This is a genomic window from Bradyrhizobium sp. UFLA06-24 (assembly GCF_054967145.1).
Genome location: NZ_JADFUE010000017.1, coordinates 114,474 through 129,789 on the forward strand (window position 1 = coordinate 114,474; position 15,316 = coordinate 129,789).

The following is a 15,316-nucleotide window of genomic DNA, read 5'->3' on the forward strand; positions in this document are numbered from 1 at the left end:
GCCGGTTGTTCCGTTGGCCGCACCAGGACTGGAGGACGCGCATGGATATCAAAGAGGCCTCGGCCATGACGGAAGCTTCCGGCTTGACGGATGACGACGGCAAGGTGGAGCAGGCTCGCGCTCGGAAGCCGGTCTCCGGAGACGCCGCGCTGCGCTTGGCCGACCAATTGCGCGAGCTGACGGTCAAGGCGCCCTTGAGGTCGCTCCTTGTCGCGTTTCTCCTCGGACGCTGGATCGCGCGCCGCCGCTAGTCCTGGAGCTTCCGCGCAGCTGCTTCAGAGATGGTGTTCGGCGATGATCTGGCCGCTGCCTGACGACGGGAAGTAGGGGCACAGCAGTTCGGTTTCCCCCTTGTAGCCGTCCCATCCCAGCAGCCCGAACATCATGTGCGTGTCCGCCATCAGTGCTTCGCCGTTGCACTTGGTCGAATATTCCGGAAGCATGCGGACGAATTCGGCATAGCGCCGCTCCTTCCAGAGGTCGAGAACGCGCAGGTCCATCTGCCGGTTGAATTCGCTGCCGACCTGTTCCCATTGTCCGTCGCCGACCTGCTCGTTGGATACGAGCTTGTGCGACATCGAGCCGGACGCCAGCACGGCGACCTTGCGACCGGACGCCGCGATCGCCCTGGCACAAGCGGCCCCGAATTTGCGGTTCTCCTCGACGCTGGCGAAGATCGGCGCGGCGACCGAGAGGACGCGGGCCCAGCCGCGTTCGTTCATGTAGTGCATCGGCACGATGGTGCCGTATTCGAGCGGCAAGGTCTCGACCTTGTGGGCCAGCACCTGAAGGCCGTCCCTGGCGGCCTCCGCCGCGATGGCATCGCCAAGCTCGGGATCGCCCGGATAGTCGTAACCCATGTTCTGGATCATGTGCGGCGCTTCGTGGCTGGTGTAGACCCCGCGATGACGCGCATTGGCGTTCATGTGACAGCCGAAGTTCGAGATCCAGTGCGTGTCGAACACCAGGAATGTGTCGGCGCCCCGCTCGCGCGCCCGCCTGCCGAGCTCGCGCAGCGCCGCAATCGCGGCAGCGCGCTTCCCCTTCAGAGGACCTTCCCGTTCGGAAATCATGATCGAGGGGACGTGCGCGATCTTGGCGGCCAGCACGATCTCTCCCACGGAGCTCTCCCTTCCCTGATTTATCGTTGTGGCGATCGTAGTGATCGCGATCGCGGCGACAATTGATTCAGGTCAAATCGGCGCGCCGGCGACGGCATCGCTCGCTAGGGCGTGGACTCAATACATGCGCCAATGTCGGCTTTCGGCGTCGAGCAGACATCCTATGCTTGACCAGAGCATGACGGCTTGTAGCCGATCGTTTCCGTTCGCACGTCGCAGCGAGATTTCAGCAGTCCGGGGTAAACCGAAGTGCCTGACCGCACGTCAAACGGCGCTTTTGACCCATGTGCCCTAGTTCTTTGCTTTTGACTCTGGGGCGAGCATCGACGGCTCGATTTGTGGTTTCTCTGGCGAGAATGTTTGATAAGATGCTCTTGGTAGTTGCGACAAACCTGAGGGATTAGCCATGAGGGTTTCGTTCGTCTTCGCTCTAAGCCTAGCTATCGCTGCCTCAACGATCGCGTCCGCCAATCCTTATGATCGACGAACCGCACCCAGCGGGCACAACATAGCTATCGCCAGCGGTTCCGGATGCAGTGGCGGTGTCTGGCCAGCTTTCGCGCACTGTAAGAACGTGTTCGGATACAAAACGTACTCCGATTGTCACTCGGACGCGATCAAGATGGGTTGGAGAAGCAATGATATTTGGTCGTATTGCTCTAGTCTTGGTTTGAAGGACTGATCGGGTCTGCTTTGCCCGGTAGACGAGCTGACCCAGGTGATGCTTCGTCGCTCGCAAGATGCACTCACCAAATCCTATGAGCTGCTCGCGCGGCCCATCCCCGTCGTCTGGCATCCCGCCGAAACCGTAAGGCGCCTCCTCCTATGGCGGAGAGACGGCCCTGGCTCGCAGGGGGGCTTGGGGAGTATGGCCAGGGCCGCTCCGCCAGCTCGGCGGAAAGCCAGCGAGACTCAGAAGCCGACACGAAGGCCTTTGTTCCCGCCCAATTAGCCCATCCGTAGTTGTACGTTTCACCTCCCACGTTGACCCGACCCCTTTTCGGATTAGCATTTTGTGCGCTGGGTGAGAAGGAGCGAGCTGGGTAGCCCGCGGAGACCGTCCCTAGAGCTCTTGGGACGGACGACGAGATTAGGGGGGCAAAATGCCGATCAATCGGCTTATTGTGAATGCCTGCCCGGCCGACGCCGAACGGCTAAATATGGCTTTCGTTGCCACACTGAAATCCCTGCACTTGGTGGATCGCAATGATCCGATTTGTGAGATTGTCGCGCGTAAGGTGATTGAGATTGACGCCGCCGGCACTCACGACCCGCGCGAGATAGCCCAAGAGGCCACTCGGCAGCTTGGCACTTCAAATTAAGCGTCGGGTGTTGTGAAACTGACTATTCGGCGCTGGGATGCGGCTCGCATCCGGAGTGTGTCTTCCCCGCTACAGCCAATAGTAGAAACGGCGGCTATGAATAATGCGATTGTCTCTTGGGGAAACGCGCTGTGAAAAAGATTGCAATGACGTTCTTGGCAACGACCGCCATGGTTTCTGCCGCTTCCGCCGCCGACCTTGCAGCTCGTTATAACAAAGCGCCGCCGCCATTGGCTGCCGCCGCCTACAATTGGACAGGCTTGTACATCGGCGTAAACGGCGGATGGGCCTTCAGTAGCAGCGGGACCGGAGATCTTGTCGCGTCGGATCCGCTCCTCGCTCCCGCGATTGCCGCTGGTGGAGTACCAACAAATCGCGACGCCAAGCATCAGGGCGGATTCGGAGGAGGCCAGATCGGGTACAACTGGCAAATGAATCAGTTCGTCTTTGGGTTGGAGGCCGACATCCAGGGAGCCGACATCGGTAGGACAAACGCGACCTTTTTCCCGGGCGGCGGTGGAATTGTGCCGATCAACAACACTGCCCGCGATCATATCGACTGGTTCGGTACAGCTCGCGCTCGCCTCGGTTTCGCCGCCAACACGGCTCTGTTTTATGTTACAGGCGGCGCCGCCTTCGGTGGAGTTCAGAGCAGCGTATCCAGCATTTCCGCTCCTCCCTTTCCAGGAAGCACCTTCAGCGGTTCTTCCAGCGACACGCGCTTTGGCTGGTCGGCCGGCGCCGGTGTTGAATGGGCGTTTGCACCGAATTGGACAGTTCGCGGTGAATATCTGCACGTCGATCTTGGCCGAAACGACGTGGCTATGAATGATCCCGCAGCCCCGGGTGTGACTGCGACCTACCGTTTCCATCATGAGTTTGATGCCGTTCGCGTCGGCGTAAACTACAAGTTTGGTGGCCCCGTCGTTGCGAAGTTCTGAGCTTTTTGATTCTCTCCAACTGCAGGTGCCGGCGCTACTCTGCCGGCCCTGCAGTTAGCCAGCGGCTGACAATTTCTTTCGGTGGTCCAGTTCACCGTCATTGCGATCCTTACTGCCATTCCTGCCAGCTTATTCATGTGGATTGTGCACAAGCTCAGGTTGGAGTTTCTCGTGATTTTCGCAGGATTCGGAGCGGCCCTTGGGTGGTGCGGAAACCTCATACAGACCGGAAGTGACGCGGCGCCAGTCGAGCCGCCCCTGTTGACCCACCCCGGAAGTCAGGCAATCTGTGTGTTTGCGCGGCTATCGGGGAGAACCGGACATCATTCGGCCGGCGCTTCATGAGGACATGCCCTACGTCAAAGCCGCCGACAGCTTGCGCATCGCGCGGTCGAGCACTTCGACCTCCTCGGCCGTGAGCACCGCCAGCAGCGCCGTTTCCCGCTCGCGTGCGTAGGGGACGATCTTGCGATAGAGCGCGCGGCCGGCTGATGTCAGCGAGACGATCAACTCCCGGCGGTCGTCCGGATGCTGTTTGCGGCTCGCGATGCCGCGCGTCTCCAACCCCTGCACCGCGCGGCTCACCTGCATCTTGTCGAGCGTCGTGAGCGGACCGATCTCCTTGGTCGCAATCTGCTGATGCGCGCCGAGAATTGCGAGCACGCGCCATTCCTGCCGCGTCAACGAAAAGCGCTCGGAATAGACCTCGGCCACCGCGAGCGACACCTGCTCGGCGAGGCGCGCCAGCCGATACGGAAAATATTGCTGCAGGTCGAGCTCGGATGCCGCCTGCGCCGTGGCGCGGCCTGCCGTTTCCCTGCGCCGCGCCTCGCCCGAACGTGCCATCACCATGTCCACCCGCGTGTCGAAGGCTGTAAATTTCCCGCCTCCGCTTGATCCAGATCAAATCCAGCAGATAGTAACATCTGTTACGAAATTGACAATCGCGGATCCAGGGAGCGAAACGCCATGAAAATCGAGAAGATCCATCACGTCGCCTATCGCTGCGTCGATGCCAAGGCCACGGTCGAGTTCTACAAGAAGGTCATGAACATGGATCTGCTCGGCGCCATCGCCGAGGACAAGGTGCCTTCCACCAAGGCGCCGGATCCCTACATGCACATCTTCCTCGATGCTGGAAACGGCAACATCCTCGCCTTCTTCGAACTGCCGAACTCGCCGCCGATGGGCCGCGATCCCAACACGCCGGACTGGACCCAGCACATCGCCTTCCAGGTCAAGGACCTCGCCGAGCTCGAGGAAGCCAAGGCGCGGGCCGAGGCCGCCGGCCTCGACGTCGTCGGCGTCACCGATCACACCATCTTCAAGTCGATCTATTTCCGCGATCCCAGCGGCCATCGCCTGGAGATCGCGGCCTGGACGGCCACGCCGGAGCAGATCGACCGGATGAAATCGGTCGCGCATGAGATGGTCGAGGAATGGTCGCGGACCAAGCGGCCGCCGCGCCACACCGCCTGGATGCACGAGAAGGAGTTCGCGGACGCCCATTAGCTTCTAGTCAGCAGGACAGCGAACATGACGAACTACATCTATCCGAAGTTCGGCTATCTGCGCTCGAAGGAGCAGGCGGACGGCATCGTGAAGCGGCATCCGATCGTCGTGATCGGCGCAGGTCCCATCGGTCTCACCGCGGCGCTCGATTGCGCGGCGCGCGGCCAGCCCGTCGTCGTGCTCGACGACAACGACACCGTCTCGATCGGCTCGCGCGCGGTCTGCTATGCCAAGCGTCCGCTCGAGATATGGGACCGGCTCGACTGTGCGGCGCCCATGGTCGATCGCGGCGTGAGCTGGAAGGTCGGCAAGGTCTTCTTCCGCGACCAGCTGTCCTACCAGTTCGACCTGTTGCCCGAGGCCAATCACCAATGGCCGGCCATGATCAATCTGCAGCAATATCATCTTGAGGAGATCCTGGTCGCCAAGTGCAGGGCCAATCCGCTGATCGACCTGCGCTGGAAGCACCGCCTGATCAGCCTGAAGCAGCCCGGTGACCATGCGATCCTCGCGGTGGAGACGCCCGATGGCATCTTCACCATGGAGGCGGAGTGGGTGATCGCCTGCGACGGCGCCAACTCCGATACGCGCAAGATGGTCGGCGCCGAGTTCACGGGGCAGTTCTTCCAGGACCGCTTCCTGATTGCCGACGTCGCCATGAAAGCGGATTTCCCGACCGAACGCTGGTTCTGGTTCGATCCGCCGTTCCATCCCGGCCAGTCCGTGCTGCTGCACCGGCAGGCGGACAACATTTGGCGCATTGACTTCCAGCTCGGCTGGGGCGCCGATGCCGATGCGGAAAAGCAGCCGGAGCGGGTGATCCCGCGCATTCGGGCGATGCTCGGCGACGACGCGCAGTTCGCACTCGAATGGGTCTCGATCTATCAGTTTGCCTGCCGGCGCATCGACAATTTCCGCCAGGGGCGCGTGCTGTTTGCCGGAGATGCCGCCCATCAGGTCTCGCCGTTCGGCGCGCGCGGCGCCAACACCGGCGTGCAGGACATCGACAATCTCGCCTGGAAGCTCGCGATGGTGCTACGCGGCGAAGCGCCGGAAGCGCTGCTCGACAGCTATCACGAAGAGCGGGCTTATGCGGCCGACGACAACATCCTGAACTCGACCCGCGCCACCGACTTCATCACGCCGAAGACCAAGGTGAGCCGCTATTTCCGCGACGCCGTGCTGGAGCTGGCCCAGCATCACGGCTTCGCACGACCGCTGGTCAACAGCGGCCGCCTGTCGGTGCCGACGCCGTATGCGACCTCGGCGCTCAACACGCCCGACGAGGACCTCGTCATCGGCGAGATGCGGCCCGGCACCAATGCGGCCGATGCGCCGATTGCCATTGCCGACAAGCCGTCGTGGTTCCTCCGTTGCCTCGGCGATGGCTTCACGGTGGTGACCTTCGGCAACGCCACCGACAAGACCGAGATCGCGATTGGTCCTCTTGCAGCGAGGATCATCCGTGTCGGGCGCGACATCGAGGATCCGACCGGCCTGCTTGCCGCGCGCTATGGCGCATCCTCCGGGACTACCTATTTGTTCCGGCCCGACCAATATGTCGCCGCCCGCTGGAGCGGATTCGACGAGGCAAAGATCATCGACGCGATGTTGCGCGCCACCGGGCAGGACAGCGCTCAACCCGGCGCCGGCCAGAAGGAGCTTGCGGCATGATGCTCAACCTTTCACCGAACATCGCTGATCCCGACGATTTCTACGCCGAGCTGATCAACAGCCAGCGCGATCTCGATGAGGAGCAGGCGCTACGCATGAACGCCCGGCTGATCCTGCTGCTCGCCAATCACATCGGGGACCGGACAGTGCTCGCCGAGGCAATCGCCTGCGCGCGCGTGGCCGGCGGCTAAAGCGATAGCATCCCGATGATGGCATCATGCGCCTGTTTTGCCCGACGGGTCAAGAATTTTTCGTAAAATCCGCAGGCGCGGTCCGTTTTGCGGCAAGCCGTTGATTCTGCAGCGGCCGGCTACTGTGCATGGGGTTGTTTTCGGAATTTAGCCCGGCACCAGCTCGGTGAGCGAGCGGATGATGCGGTCCGGCTTGACGGTCGAGCCCTCGGGCAGGCCCTCGCCATGCGCGTCGAGCCAGATCGCATAGATGCCGAGGCGCTGCGGCGTCACGACCTCCCATTCGAGATTGTCGCCGATCATCCAGGTGTCCGCAGGCGTGACGCCGAGCGCCTCCATCGCGTGCAGATAGGCGCGCTCCTCGGGCTTGCCGAAACCGTGCTCGCCCTCGATCTGGATGTGATCGAAGCGATGGGTCAGCTCGAAGCGCTCGACCTTGGCGCGCTGCATGTCGGCGGCGCCATTGGTGACCAGCGCGAGCTTGACGCCGTGCGCCTTGAAGGCGTCGATCGCATCATGGGCGCCGGGAAAGACGAAGATCGCTTCCTCGCGGTAGGTGGTGAAGCGGTCGGCGAGGCGATCGGCGAGATCGTCGGGCAGGGCGCGATGGCCCTGCGCTGCAAGCGTGGCAAAACCGCCGCGCACCGTCAGCCGCCGCGCCTCGCCCAGCTTCATCCGCCAGGCGGCTTCTGCATTGGCCCAGAAGTTTCGCGCATAAGCCAGCACGGCGGTTGCGACTTGAGCCGGTGGCAGCGGCGCGAATTCCTCGGCGAATTCCTCCGCGATCGTGTTCCACGCAATCTCGGGCCGGCCGTAGGCCGACAGGATGGTGTCGTCCATGTCGATCAGCATGGCGCGGGGCAGCGGCTTGATCACGCTCATGGCCATTTCACCTCCGGCGGCATCGACGACAGGATCGAATCCACATTGCCGCCGGTCTTGAGTCCGAAGATGGTGCCGCGGTCGTAGAGCAGGTTGAACTCGACATAGCGGCCGCGCCGGATCAGTTGCTCCTCGCGGTCCTCCGCCGTCCAGCTCGTCGCGAAATTGCGCCTGACGATGTCAGGATAGATTTTCAGGAAGGCGCGGCCGACATCCTGCGTGAAGGCGAGGTCGGCCTCCCAATCGCCGCTGTCGTGCCAGTCGTAGAAGATGCCGCCGATGCCGCGCGCCTCTTTCCGGTGCGGCAGATAGAAATACTCGTCGCACCACTTCTTGTACTTGTCGTAGTCGGCAACGCCGCTCTTCTGCTCGCAGGCCTGCTTCATCGCCGCGTGGAAGGCGAGGGTGTCCGCATCCTCCTGCGTGCGCCTGCGGTCGAGCACCGGCGTCAAATCGGCGCCGCCGCCGAACCAGGCTTTGGTGGTGACGACGAAGCGCGTGTTCATGTGCACGGCCGGCACGTGCGGACTGCGCATGTGCGCGATCAGCGAGATGCCGGAGGCCCAGAAGTGCGGGTCTTCCGAGGCGCCCGGAATCTGGGCGCGAAACTCGGGCGCGAATTCGCCGTGCACGGTCGAGCAGTGCACACCGACCTTCTCGAACAGGCGGCCGTGCATCATCGACATCACGCCGCCGCCGCCCGCTGCGCCGCTATGGTCGGTGCGCTGCCAGGGCGCGCGGACGAAGCGGCCCGCCGCGCCGGGATAGAGGCTTTGCGGCGCCTCATCCTCGAGCCGCTCGAAGCTCGCGCAGATATCGTCGCGCAGATGCTCGAACCAGTTGCGGGCGCGGGCCTTGCGGTCTTCGATCAGGTTGGGGTCCAATGTCGATGTCATGTCGTTAGCCCTGCGGACCGTAATAGGTGCAGCTCTCGTTGCAACTGTCGCGGTGGATGCTGACGCGAGTGAGCTTGCCGATATGCGCCAGCCGCTCCCAGACGAAGCGCGACAGGTTCTCCAGCGTCGGCGTGCCGAGCGCCTCGATCTTGTTGAGGAACTTGTGGTCGAGCCCCAACCGCACCTCCTCGATCGCGCGCTGCAGCAGGCCGAGATCGACCACCATGCCGGTCGCGGGATCCGGCGTGCCGCGCACCGTCACCTCGGCGCGGAAGGAGTGGCCGTGGATCTCCTCGCTCGCCGCGCCAAAGGTCGTGCCCTTCAGCGTATGCGCCGCCTCGAAGCGGAACGATTTCGTCAATTCCCACATCTGTCCGTTCAGTCCTATCTGATGCCGAGCGATTTATGCGTCTGCACGCTCAGCCGCCATTGCGGATGGCGCAGGCAATAGTCGATCGCGCGCGCGGTGTTCTCGATGACGTCGGGGCCGTCCATCGGCTGCAGCGAGAAGCGCTCGAAGGCGAGGCCCTCGAAAGCTTCCGGTGCGGCGAGCGCCTGCGGATAGACCAGCTTCAGCTCATGCCCCTGCCGCAGCACGAGTTCGCTGCCGCCCTTGGGGCTGACGCAGATCCAGTCGAGGCCATCAGGCGCGGCCATCGTGCCGTTGGTCTCGACGCCGATCTCGAAGCCGCGTGCGCGCAGCGCCTCGACCAGTGCGGCATCGACCTGGAGCAGCGGCTCGCCACCGGTCAGCACCACGTAGCGGTTGTTGGCCTTGGCCGTCCACTGCGCCGCGATGGTATCGGCGAGTTCCACGGCCGAGGCATAGCGGCCGCCGAGCGTGCCGTCGGTGCCGACGAAATCGGTGTCGCAGAACTGACATGTCGCGCCGGCGCGGTCCACCTCGCGACCGCTCCAGAGGTTGCAGCCGGCAAAACGGCAGAACACCGACGCGCGTCCGACATGGGCGCCTTCGCCTTGCAGGGTCAGGAAGATTTCCTTGACCGCGTAGCTCACTGGTCTCTCCTCGTCATATCAATGGTGCAGGTTCCGGACCTGCCGCAGCGCTTCGCCGGCGGCCATCGCCGCGCTCATGGCGACATTGAGCGACCGCAACCCTTCGGCGATCGGGATCACCAGGCGCGCATCCGCGGCCTCGACCACCGCGTCGGTGACGCCGGCGCTCTCGCGCCCGAATAGCAGGATGTCCGACGTCTGGTAATGGAAATCGCGGTAGTCGGTGGCAGCTTTGGTGGTGAACAGCAGCAGGCGGTAGCCTTGGCCTTTGCGCCACTCCTCGAATTTCGACCAGGAATCGTGCCTGACGATGCTGACATGGTCGAGGTAATCCATTCCCGCCCGGCGGAAATGCCGGTCGGAGACCGGGAAGCCGGCCGGTTCGATGATGTGGGCGGCGATGCCAAGGCAGGCGCAGAGCCGGAGAATCGTGCCGGTGTTCTGGGGGATGTCGGGTTGGAAAAGCGCGATCTGCATGAGCGTTACGGGGGCGGTTGTAGGCCGGAAATGTCTCAATAAAACATCGCCGGCCGCGGAATTCGTGCATTGCACGCCCCCGCGCCGTTAGCGGGCTTGCGCTCGCCCTGCAAGGGTGCCAATAGAACGATTCTGGACTGCTGTTTTCGCCTTGTTTTGGCGGGGAAGCGAAGTTCTGCCGCCGCGGGGGGCCGCGGGCGCCGGCAGCACTGTTCCGGGGACCTTGGGGGCTCCTGGAGCGGTTCCACCGGTCGCATAAGAAGAAAGGGTTGGAATCGTGACGACAGCGTCTTCGGCGGACCATCCGACACGCCGTGATTTCTTATTCGTTGCAACGGGGGCGGCCGCAGCAGTAGGGGGCGCAGCCGCGCTCTGGCCCTTTATCTCCCAAATGAATCCGGACGCCTCGACCATCGCCGCCGGTGCGCCGATCGAGGTCGATCTCAGCCCGGTGGCCGAGGGACAGGACATCAAGGTGTTCTGGCGCGGCAAGCCGATCTACATCAGCCACCGCACCAAGAAGCAGATCGACGAGGCGCGCGCCGTTCCCGTGGCGAGCCTGCCCGATCCGCAGTCCGACGAGGCCCGGGTGAAGTCCGGCCATGATCAGTGGCTGGTCGTGATCGGCATCTGCACCCATCTCGGCTGCATCCCGATCGCCCATGAAGGCAATTACGACGGGTTCTTCTGCCCCTGCCATGGTTCGCAGTACGATTCGTCCGGCCGCATCCGCCAGGGGCCCGCGCCCGCGAACCTGCCGGTGCCGCCGTACACTTTCGTTTCCGACACCAAAATCCAGATCGGCTGAGCTTCGACCCGCGTCCGAAGCTTCGCGCCGTCTCGTCGTTTTATTTCCTCAGGATCGCATCATGAGCGGACCATCCGACTACCAGCCGAGCAATCCGGCCCTGCAATGGATCGAGCGGCGCCTGCCGATCTTTGGTCTCATGCACTCTTCCTTCGTCGCCTATCCCACCCCGCGCAACCTGAACTATTGGTGGACCTTCGGCGCCATCCTCTCCTTCATGCTGGGGATTCAGATCCTGACCGGCGTGATCCTGGCGATGCACTACACGCCGCATGCCGATCTCGCCTTCAAGTCGGTCGAGCTGATCGTTCGTGACGTGAACTACGGCTGGCTGCTGCGCAACATGCATGCGGTCGGCGCGTCGATGTTCTTCTTCGCGGTCTACGTCCACATGCTGCGCGGCCTCTATTACGGCTCGTACAAGGAGCCGCGCGAGGTGCTCTGGATCCTTGGTGTCATCATCTATCTGCTGATGATGGCAACGGGCTTCATGGGATACGTGCTCCCCTGGGGCCAGATGAGCTTCTGGGGCGCCACGGTCATCACCAACCTGTTCTCCGCCATTCCCTATGTCGGCGAGAGCATCGTGACGCTGTTGTGGGGCGGCTATTCGGTCGGCAATCCGACGCTGAACCGCTTCTTCTCGCTGCACTATCTGCTGCCGTTCCTGATCGCGGGCGTGGTCGTGCTGCACGTCTGGGCGCTGCACGTCGCCGGCCAGAACAATCCTGACGGCGTCGAGCCGAAGACGGAAAAGGACACCGTGCCGTTCACGCCGCACGCGACCATCAAGGACATGTTCGGCGTCGCCTGCTTCCTGCTGCTCTACGCCTGGTTCATCTTCTACATGCCGAACTATCTCGGCGACGCCGACAACTACATTCCGGCGAACCCGGGCGTGACGCCGCCGCACATCGTGCCGGAATGGTATTACCTGCCGTTCTACGCGATCCTGCGTTCGATCCCGAACAAGCTCGCCGGTGTCATCGCGATGTTCTCGGCGATCATCATCCTGTGCTTCCTGCCCTGGCTCGACAGCGCACGGACGCGTTCGTCGAAGTACCGCCCGCTGGCCAAGCAGTTCTTCTGGATCTTCGTGGTGGTCTGCATCCTGCTCGGCTATCTCGGTGCGCAGCCGCCGGAAGGCATCTATGTGATCGCCGGCCGGGTCCTGACGGTGTGCTACTTCGCCTATTTCCTGATCGTGCTGCCGCTGCTCTCGCGTATCGAGAAGCCGCGGCCGGTGCCGAACTCGATCTCGGACGCAGTGCTTGCCAAGACCGGCAGCAGGTCGACGCCGATGGTCTCGACTGCGATCGCGCTGGCCCTGGCAGGCGCGCTATTTGCCGCCTCGGCAGACAACGCCCGCGCCGAGGAAGGTGGCACCAAGCCGCCGGCCAACAGCTGGTCCTTCGCGGGTCCTTTCGGCAAGTATGACCGTGGTGCGCTCCAGCGCGGCCTGAAGGTCTACAAGGAGGTCTGCTCCAACTGCCACGGCCTGTCCTACATCGCGTTCCGCAACCTCGCGGAAGCCGGTGGACCCGGTTACTCGGTGGCGCAGGCCGCGGCCTTTGCCTCCGACTACAAGATCAAGGACGGACCGAACGACGCCGGCGATATGTTCGAGCGCCCGGGTCGGCCGGCCGACTATTTCCCCTCGCCATTCCCGAACGAGCAGGCGGCTCGCGCGGCGAACGGCGGCGCGGCGCCGCCCGATCTGTCGCTGATCACCAAGGCGCGCTCCTACGGCCGCGGCTTCCCCTGGTTCGTCTTCGACTTCTTCACCCAGTACCAGGAGCAGGGCCCGGACTATGTCGCCGCCGTGCTCCAGGGCTTCGAGGACAAGGTGCCGGAAGGCGTGACCATTCCGGAGGGCTCGTACTACAACAAGTACTTCCCGGGCCACGCGATCAAGATGCCGAAGCCCCTCAGCGACGGCCAGGTGACCTATGACGACGGTTCGCCGACGACGGTCGCGCAGTACGCCAAGGACGTCACCACGTTCCTGATGTGGACCGCCGAGCCGCACATGGAGGCGCGCAAGCGCCTCGGCCTCCAAGTGTTCGTATTCCTGATCATCTTCGCGTTCCTGATGTACTTCACCAAGAAGAAGGTCTGGGCCGACTCGCACTGAGCGGCGCGCGAAACGAGAATGAAAAAGCCTCCGTAAGGGGGCTTTTTTATTGGACACGCGCGTGTGTTGTCCGGCGCGATTGCCTATCGCGCGCGCAGCCGCCAGAATACCGCCAACCGCCCTCAGAAACTCACCCGGAGGACACCATGGGAACCGCCATCACTTTCAAGCGCCCGGACGGCAAGGATGCCTCCGGTTATCTCGCCAATGCCGCGCGCGGCAACGCGCCGGGCGTGGTCGTGATCCAGGAGTGGTGGGGCCTGTCGGACCAGATCAAGGGTCTTTGCGACCGCTTTGCGCTCGCCGGCTTCGATGCGCTGGCGCCCGATCTCTACAAGGGCAAGGTGGTGCCCTATCACGACACGGATTCCGCCAACAAGGAAATGAACTCGCTCGATTTCATGGACGCCACCACGCAGACCGTGCGCGGCGCCGTGCAATATCTGTCGCGCAACGGCGCCAAGGTCGGACTGACCGGCTTCTGTCTCGGCGGCGCCGTCACTATCATCGGCGCGGTGCATGTGCCGGAGCTGGCCGCGGGCGTCGTGTTCTACGGCATCCCGCCGGAGCAGGCCGCCAAGCCCGCCGACGTCAAGATCCCGCTCCAGGCCCATTTCGCCAACAAGGACGATTGGTGCACGCCGGAGCTGGTCAACGGCTTCGAGAAGGCCATGAAGGCTGCCGGCAAGTCGCTTGAGCTGTTCCGCTATGACGCCGAGCACGCCTTCGTCAATGAGCAGCGCCAGGCCGTGCACGACCGCGAAGCCGCCGAGCTCGCCTGGGGCCGGGCGACGGAGTTTTTCCGGAAGCATTTGGGGTAGGGCTTCATGGCGACGCGCGCGGGAGCGCCTCCCTTTCACACAATCCTAGGATGTGGTTGTGTAGCTCGTGGCTAAAAGACTGCGGAGGTGCACGATGATTGTAGATGGCCGTTTGAGGACCGTTATCGTGCGTCACGACGACTTCGAAGCGGCCAAGGACCCGAAAAAGGCCGGCTCCCTCACTGCCGCTGTGGCAAATTGCGTCGTCGAACTTCAATATTTCGGTAGCTACACGAGGAACGAGCTGCCCGAGGCGGCCATTCAGGCCTACCACGCCGATCTCTATTTAGGTCAGGTTCTCAATGGCGGCCACAGCCAGTTTATTCACAACGTGGGAATCGAGATGCTTGCGACGACAGCCGGCGATGCGCTCGCTGGACTCAAGGCCATGGGAGCGAGCGCGCAACACCAGATATTACAGGAGATGATCGATTGGGTGCAGGCTCATCCCGGCGAAGCTGTGGTTCAGAGCGGCTTCGATAATCGAGCCCCGGCGCTTGATGCGCTCGACGACCGTTTTTACGAGGCAGAAGAGGAGGAGTCCATGATCCCGCTCGCGGCCAGATGGATCGCGGGCTGGCCCGAACTGCGCGTCGTGCCGCAGGAGGAGTACGCCTCCGAGATCAAACGGCTAGCGCAACTTCATCCGCAACAGTCGCGCCGGGTTTGGAGAAGCGTTGAGGACATCCGCTTCCAGATGACTGACGATCTGCAAATCACGATCGCTGCGGCATGCGGCGCCGTGTTGCCGGAGGCTGAGTGCAAACTCGAGGTTCGCGCGGGAGGTAAGATGGTCGTGGAGGGCCAGCAGTGTATGGCCTTTGGCGTCGGCACAGATAAGGGATCGCGGCTGTGCGTCTTTGAAGAAGCGGGTGGCCGGCTCTATGAATTCGTCGCGCGCAGCCCCACTTCGCCGGTTGAGCCGGCGAAGTCGGAGACCTCGACCAATCTGCGGCGGCTGTCCGTCGTCGGAGCCGACGCGATCCGGAACTTCTCGACGATTGCCGAGCAAAATTTGGCGGCCGAGGCCATCGACCTGTTGCTGAGAAAGTCGGATCTCGATCCGGTGGCGATGATTACGGCGTTGAGGGTGAGCGACGAAGGGGCAGTATGGTATGCCGTCTCCGGAGAGACCTGCATCACGGTCGCGACCTTGAGGGACCGGGCTGATCTCGTCGGATCTGACGGCAAAGCCATTCTCTCGGTGACGCGGGCCGAAATCGAGCGCCATGCCGCCGAGGCGGCCGCTGGTGGCGCGAGTATGCGGGCCCAAGCGTGACGTGCCCCTTTCGGCGATCTCGGACGATTCGGTTGCCCTTGACGTCGCCCCCGCGCCATGGTGAGTATCCGCCTATGAGCACCGCAGCCCGCCCATCCCGTCGTTGGTGGCGCACCTCCTAAGAGGTGGCCGGTGCGATTTCGTTTCCCAAAATCGTCTGAGGTCGCCAGCACAGCGCGGCGGCCTGATCGTTTGTCCTGTGTGGCGTTCCCTCGGCAAGTTTCGTAAGAGGACCCCATGA

Annotated in this window: 17 protein-coding genes; 10 read left to right on the forward strand and 7 right to left on the reverse strand. The window is 63.1% G+C overall.

What is annotated here, in order from left to right:
- Nucleotides 1-41 precede the first annotated feature (41 nt).
- The gene (locus IF809_RS16430) at nt 42-251 is read left to right on the forward strand and encodes a hypothetical protein (RefSeq protein WP_128967866.1); all 210 of its coding nucleotides are present in this window, start codon (nt 42-44) and stop codon (nt 249-251) included.
- Between the two features lie 24 nt (nt 252-275).
- Here IF809_RS16430 and hpaD read toward each other — a convergent pair whose 3' ends face one another.
- Nucleotides 276-1,121 carry a 3,4-dihydroxyphenylacetate 2,3-dioxygenase gene (gene hpaD / locus IF809_RS16435; RefSeq protein ID WP_128967865.1) on the reverse strand — a complete coding sequence of 282 codons (846 nt, stop codon included), beginning with the start codon at nt 1,119-1,121 and terminating at the stop codon, nt 276-278.
- A gap of 1,103 nt (nt 1,122-2,224) precedes the next feature.
- On the opposite strand from hpaD, the gene IF809_RS16440 reads away from it, so the two are divergent.
- Complete coding sequence (locus tag IF809_RS16440; protein WP_128967864.1) at nt 2,225-2,443, forward strand: hypothetical protein; 219 nt, start codon at nt 2,225-2,227, stop codon at nt 2,441-2,443.
- A gap of 131 nt (nt 2,444-2,574) precedes the next feature.
- Complete coding sequence (locus IF809_RS16445) at nt 2,575-3,384, forward strand: outer membrane protein (RefSeq protein WP_128967863.1); 810 nt, start codon at nt 2,575-2,577, stop codon at nt 3,382-3,384.
- A gap of 354 nt (nt 3,385-3,738) precedes the next feature.
- Here the strand turns inward: IF809_RS16445 and IF809_RS16450 are convergent, their stop codons facing one another.
- Nucleotides 3,739-4,230 (reverse strand): MarR family winged helix-turn-helix transcriptional regulator, encoded by a 492-nt coding sequence (locus tag IF809_RS16450; RefSeq protein ID WP_128967862.1) that lies wholly within the window; start codon nt 4,228-4,230, stop codon nt 3,739-3,741.
- Nucleotides 4,231-4,353: 123 nt separating this feature from the next.
- On the opposite strand from IF809_RS16450, the gene IF809_RS16455 reads away from it, so the two are divergent.
- From IF809_RS16455 to IF809_RS16465, 3 genes are read left to right on the forward strand one after another with little or no spacing between them, the layout of a single operon-like run.
- A complete protein-coding gene (locus IF809_RS16455) occupies nt 4,354-4,896 on the forward strand; it encodes a VOC family protein (protein ID WP_128967860.1) in 543 nt (180 codons plus the stop codon).
- 24 nt (nt 4,897-4,920) lie between these two features.
- A complete protein-coding gene (locus IF809_RS16460; RefSeq protein WP_128967859.1) occupies nt 4,921-6,570 on the forward strand; it encodes an FAD-dependent oxidoreductase in 1,650 nt (549 codons plus the stop codon).
- The gene (locus tag IF809_RS16465) at nt 6,567-6,761 is read left to right on the forward strand and encodes a DUF2783 domain-containing protein (protein WP_128967858.1); all 195 of its coding nucleotides are present in this window, start codon (nt 6,567-6,569) and stop codon (nt 6,759-6,761) included. The genes IF809_RS16460 and IF809_RS16465 overlap by 4 nt, the downstream gene beginning before the upstream one ends.
- Before the next feature lie 147 nt (nt 6,762-6,908).
- Here the strand turns inward: IF809_RS16465 and IF809_RS16470 are convergent, their stop codons facing one another.
- The 5 genes from IF809_RS16470 to IF809_RS16490 are packed head-to-tail and all read right to left on the reverse strand — an operon-like array spanning nt 6,909 to nt 10,033.
- Complete coding sequence (locus tag IF809_RS16470; protein ID WP_128967857.1) at nt 6,909-7,649, reverse strand: HAD family hydrolase; 741 nt, start codon at nt 7,647-7,649, stop codon at nt 6,909-6,911.
- Complete coding sequence (hemF, locus tag IF809_RS16475; protein ID WP_188637398.1) at nt 7,640-8,539, reverse strand: oxygen-dependent coproporphyrinogen oxidase; 900 nt, start codon at nt 8,537-8,539, stop codon at nt 7,640-7,642. Before hemF ends, IF809_RS16470 begins: the two co-directional genes overlap by 10 nt.
- A gap of 4 nt (nt 8,540-8,543) precedes the next feature.
- A complete protein-coding gene (locus IF809_RS16480; protein WP_092298615.1) occupies nt 8,544-8,909 on the reverse strand; it encodes a 6-pyruvoyl trahydropterin synthase family protein in 366 nt (121 codons plus the stop codon).
- A 14-nt stretch (nt 8,910-8,923) separates the two neighbouring features.
- A complete protein-coding gene (queE, locus tag IF809_RS16485) occupies nt 8,924-9,556 on the reverse strand; it encodes a 7-carboxy-7-deazaguanine synthase (protein ID WP_128967856.1) in 633 nt (210 codons plus the stop codon).
- 18 nt (nt 9,557-9,574) lie between these two features.
- On the reverse strand, nt 9,575-10,033 hold the full coding sequence (locus IF809_RS16490) for a tRNA (cytidine(34)-2'-O)-methyltransferase (protein ID WP_128967855.1): 459 nt from the start codon (nt 10,031-10,033) through the stop codon (nt 9,575-9,577).
- 277 nt (nt 10,034-10,310) lie between these two features.
- Here IF809_RS16490 and petA point away from each other — a divergent pair, with 277 nt between their 5' ends.
- The 4 genes from petA (at nt 10,311) to IF809_RS16510 (ending at nt 15,075) form a co-directional block, all read left to right on the forward strand.
- Nucleotides 10,311-10,841, forward strand: coding sequence for a ubiquinol-cytochrome c reductase iron-sulfur subunit (gene petA / locus IF809_RS16495; protein WP_092298606.1), 531 nt, complete (start codon nt 10,311-10,313; stop codon nt 10,839-10,841).
- 61 nt (nt 10,842-10,902) lie between these two features.
- Entirely contained in the window at nt 10,903-12,975 is a 2,073-nt protein-coding gene (gene fbcH / locus IF809_RS16500) for a cytochrome b/c1 (RefSeq protein WP_128967854.1), read from the forward strand.
- Between the two features lie 146 nt (nt 12,976-13,121).
- A complete protein-coding gene (locus IF809_RS16505) occupies nt 13,122-13,796 on the forward strand; it encodes a dienelactone hydrolase family protein (protein WP_128967853.1) in 675 nt (224 codons plus the stop codon).
- Nucleotides 13,797-13,890: 94 nt separating this feature from the next.
- Complete coding sequence (locus IF809_RS16510; RefSeq protein WP_453992548.1) at nt 13,891-15,075, forward strand: DMP19 family protein; 1,185 nt, start codon at nt 13,891-13,893, stop codon at nt 15,073-15,075.
- The last annotated feature ends 241 nt before the right edge of the window (nt 15,076-15,316 follow it).

Coding starts and splice junctions, on each gene's coding strand:
- IF809_RS16430 (WP_128967866.1), top strand. CDS start 42: ATGGATATCAAAGAGGCCTCGGCCATGACGGAAGCTTCCGGCTTGACG.
- IF809_RS16465 (WP_128967858.1), top strand. CDS start 6,567: ATGATGCTCAACCTTTCACCGAACATCGCTGATCCCGACGATTTCTAC.
- hemF (WP_188637398.1), bottom strand. CDS start 8,539: ATGACATCGACATTGGACCCCAACCTGATCGAAGACCGCAAGGCCCGC.
- fbcH (WP_128967854.1), top strand. CDS start 10,903: ATGAGCGGACCATCCGACTACCAGCCGAGCAATCCGGCCCTGCAATGG.
- IF809_RS16460 (WP_128967859.1), top strand. CDS start 4,921: ATGACGAACTACATCTATCCGAAGTTCGGCTATCTGCGCTCGAAGGAG.
- IF809_RS16450 (WP_128967862.1), bottom strand. CDS start 4,230: ATGGCACGTTCGGGCGAGGCGCGGCGCAGGGAAACGGCAGGCCGCGCC.
- IF809_RS16440 (WP_128967864.1), top strand. CDS start 2,225: ATGCCGATCAATCGGCTTATTGTGAATGCCTGCCCGGCCGACGCCGAA.
- IF809_RS16505 (WP_128967853.1), top strand. CDS start 13,122: ATGGGAACCGCCATCACTTTCAAGCGCCCGGACGGCAAGGATGCCTCC.
- IF809_RS16480 (WP_092298615.1), bottom strand. CDS start 8,909: ATGTGGGAATTGACGAAATCGTTCCGCTTCGAGGCGGCGCATACGCTG.
- IF809_RS16510 (WP_453992548.1), top strand. CDS start 13,891: ATGATTGTAGATGGCCGTTTGAGGACCGTTATCGTGCGTCACGACGAC.
- IF809_RS16470 (WP_128967857.1), bottom strand. CDS start 7,649: ATGGCCATGAGCGTGATCAAGCCGCTGCCCCGCGCCATGCTGATCGAC.
- IF809_RS16490 (WP_128967855.1), bottom strand. CDS start 10,033: ATGCAGATCGCGCTTTTCCAACCCGACATCCCCCAGAACACCGGCACG.
- IF809_RS16455 (WP_128967860.1), top strand. CDS start 4,354: ATGAAAATCGAGAAGATCCATCACGTCGCCTATCGCTGCGTCGATGCC.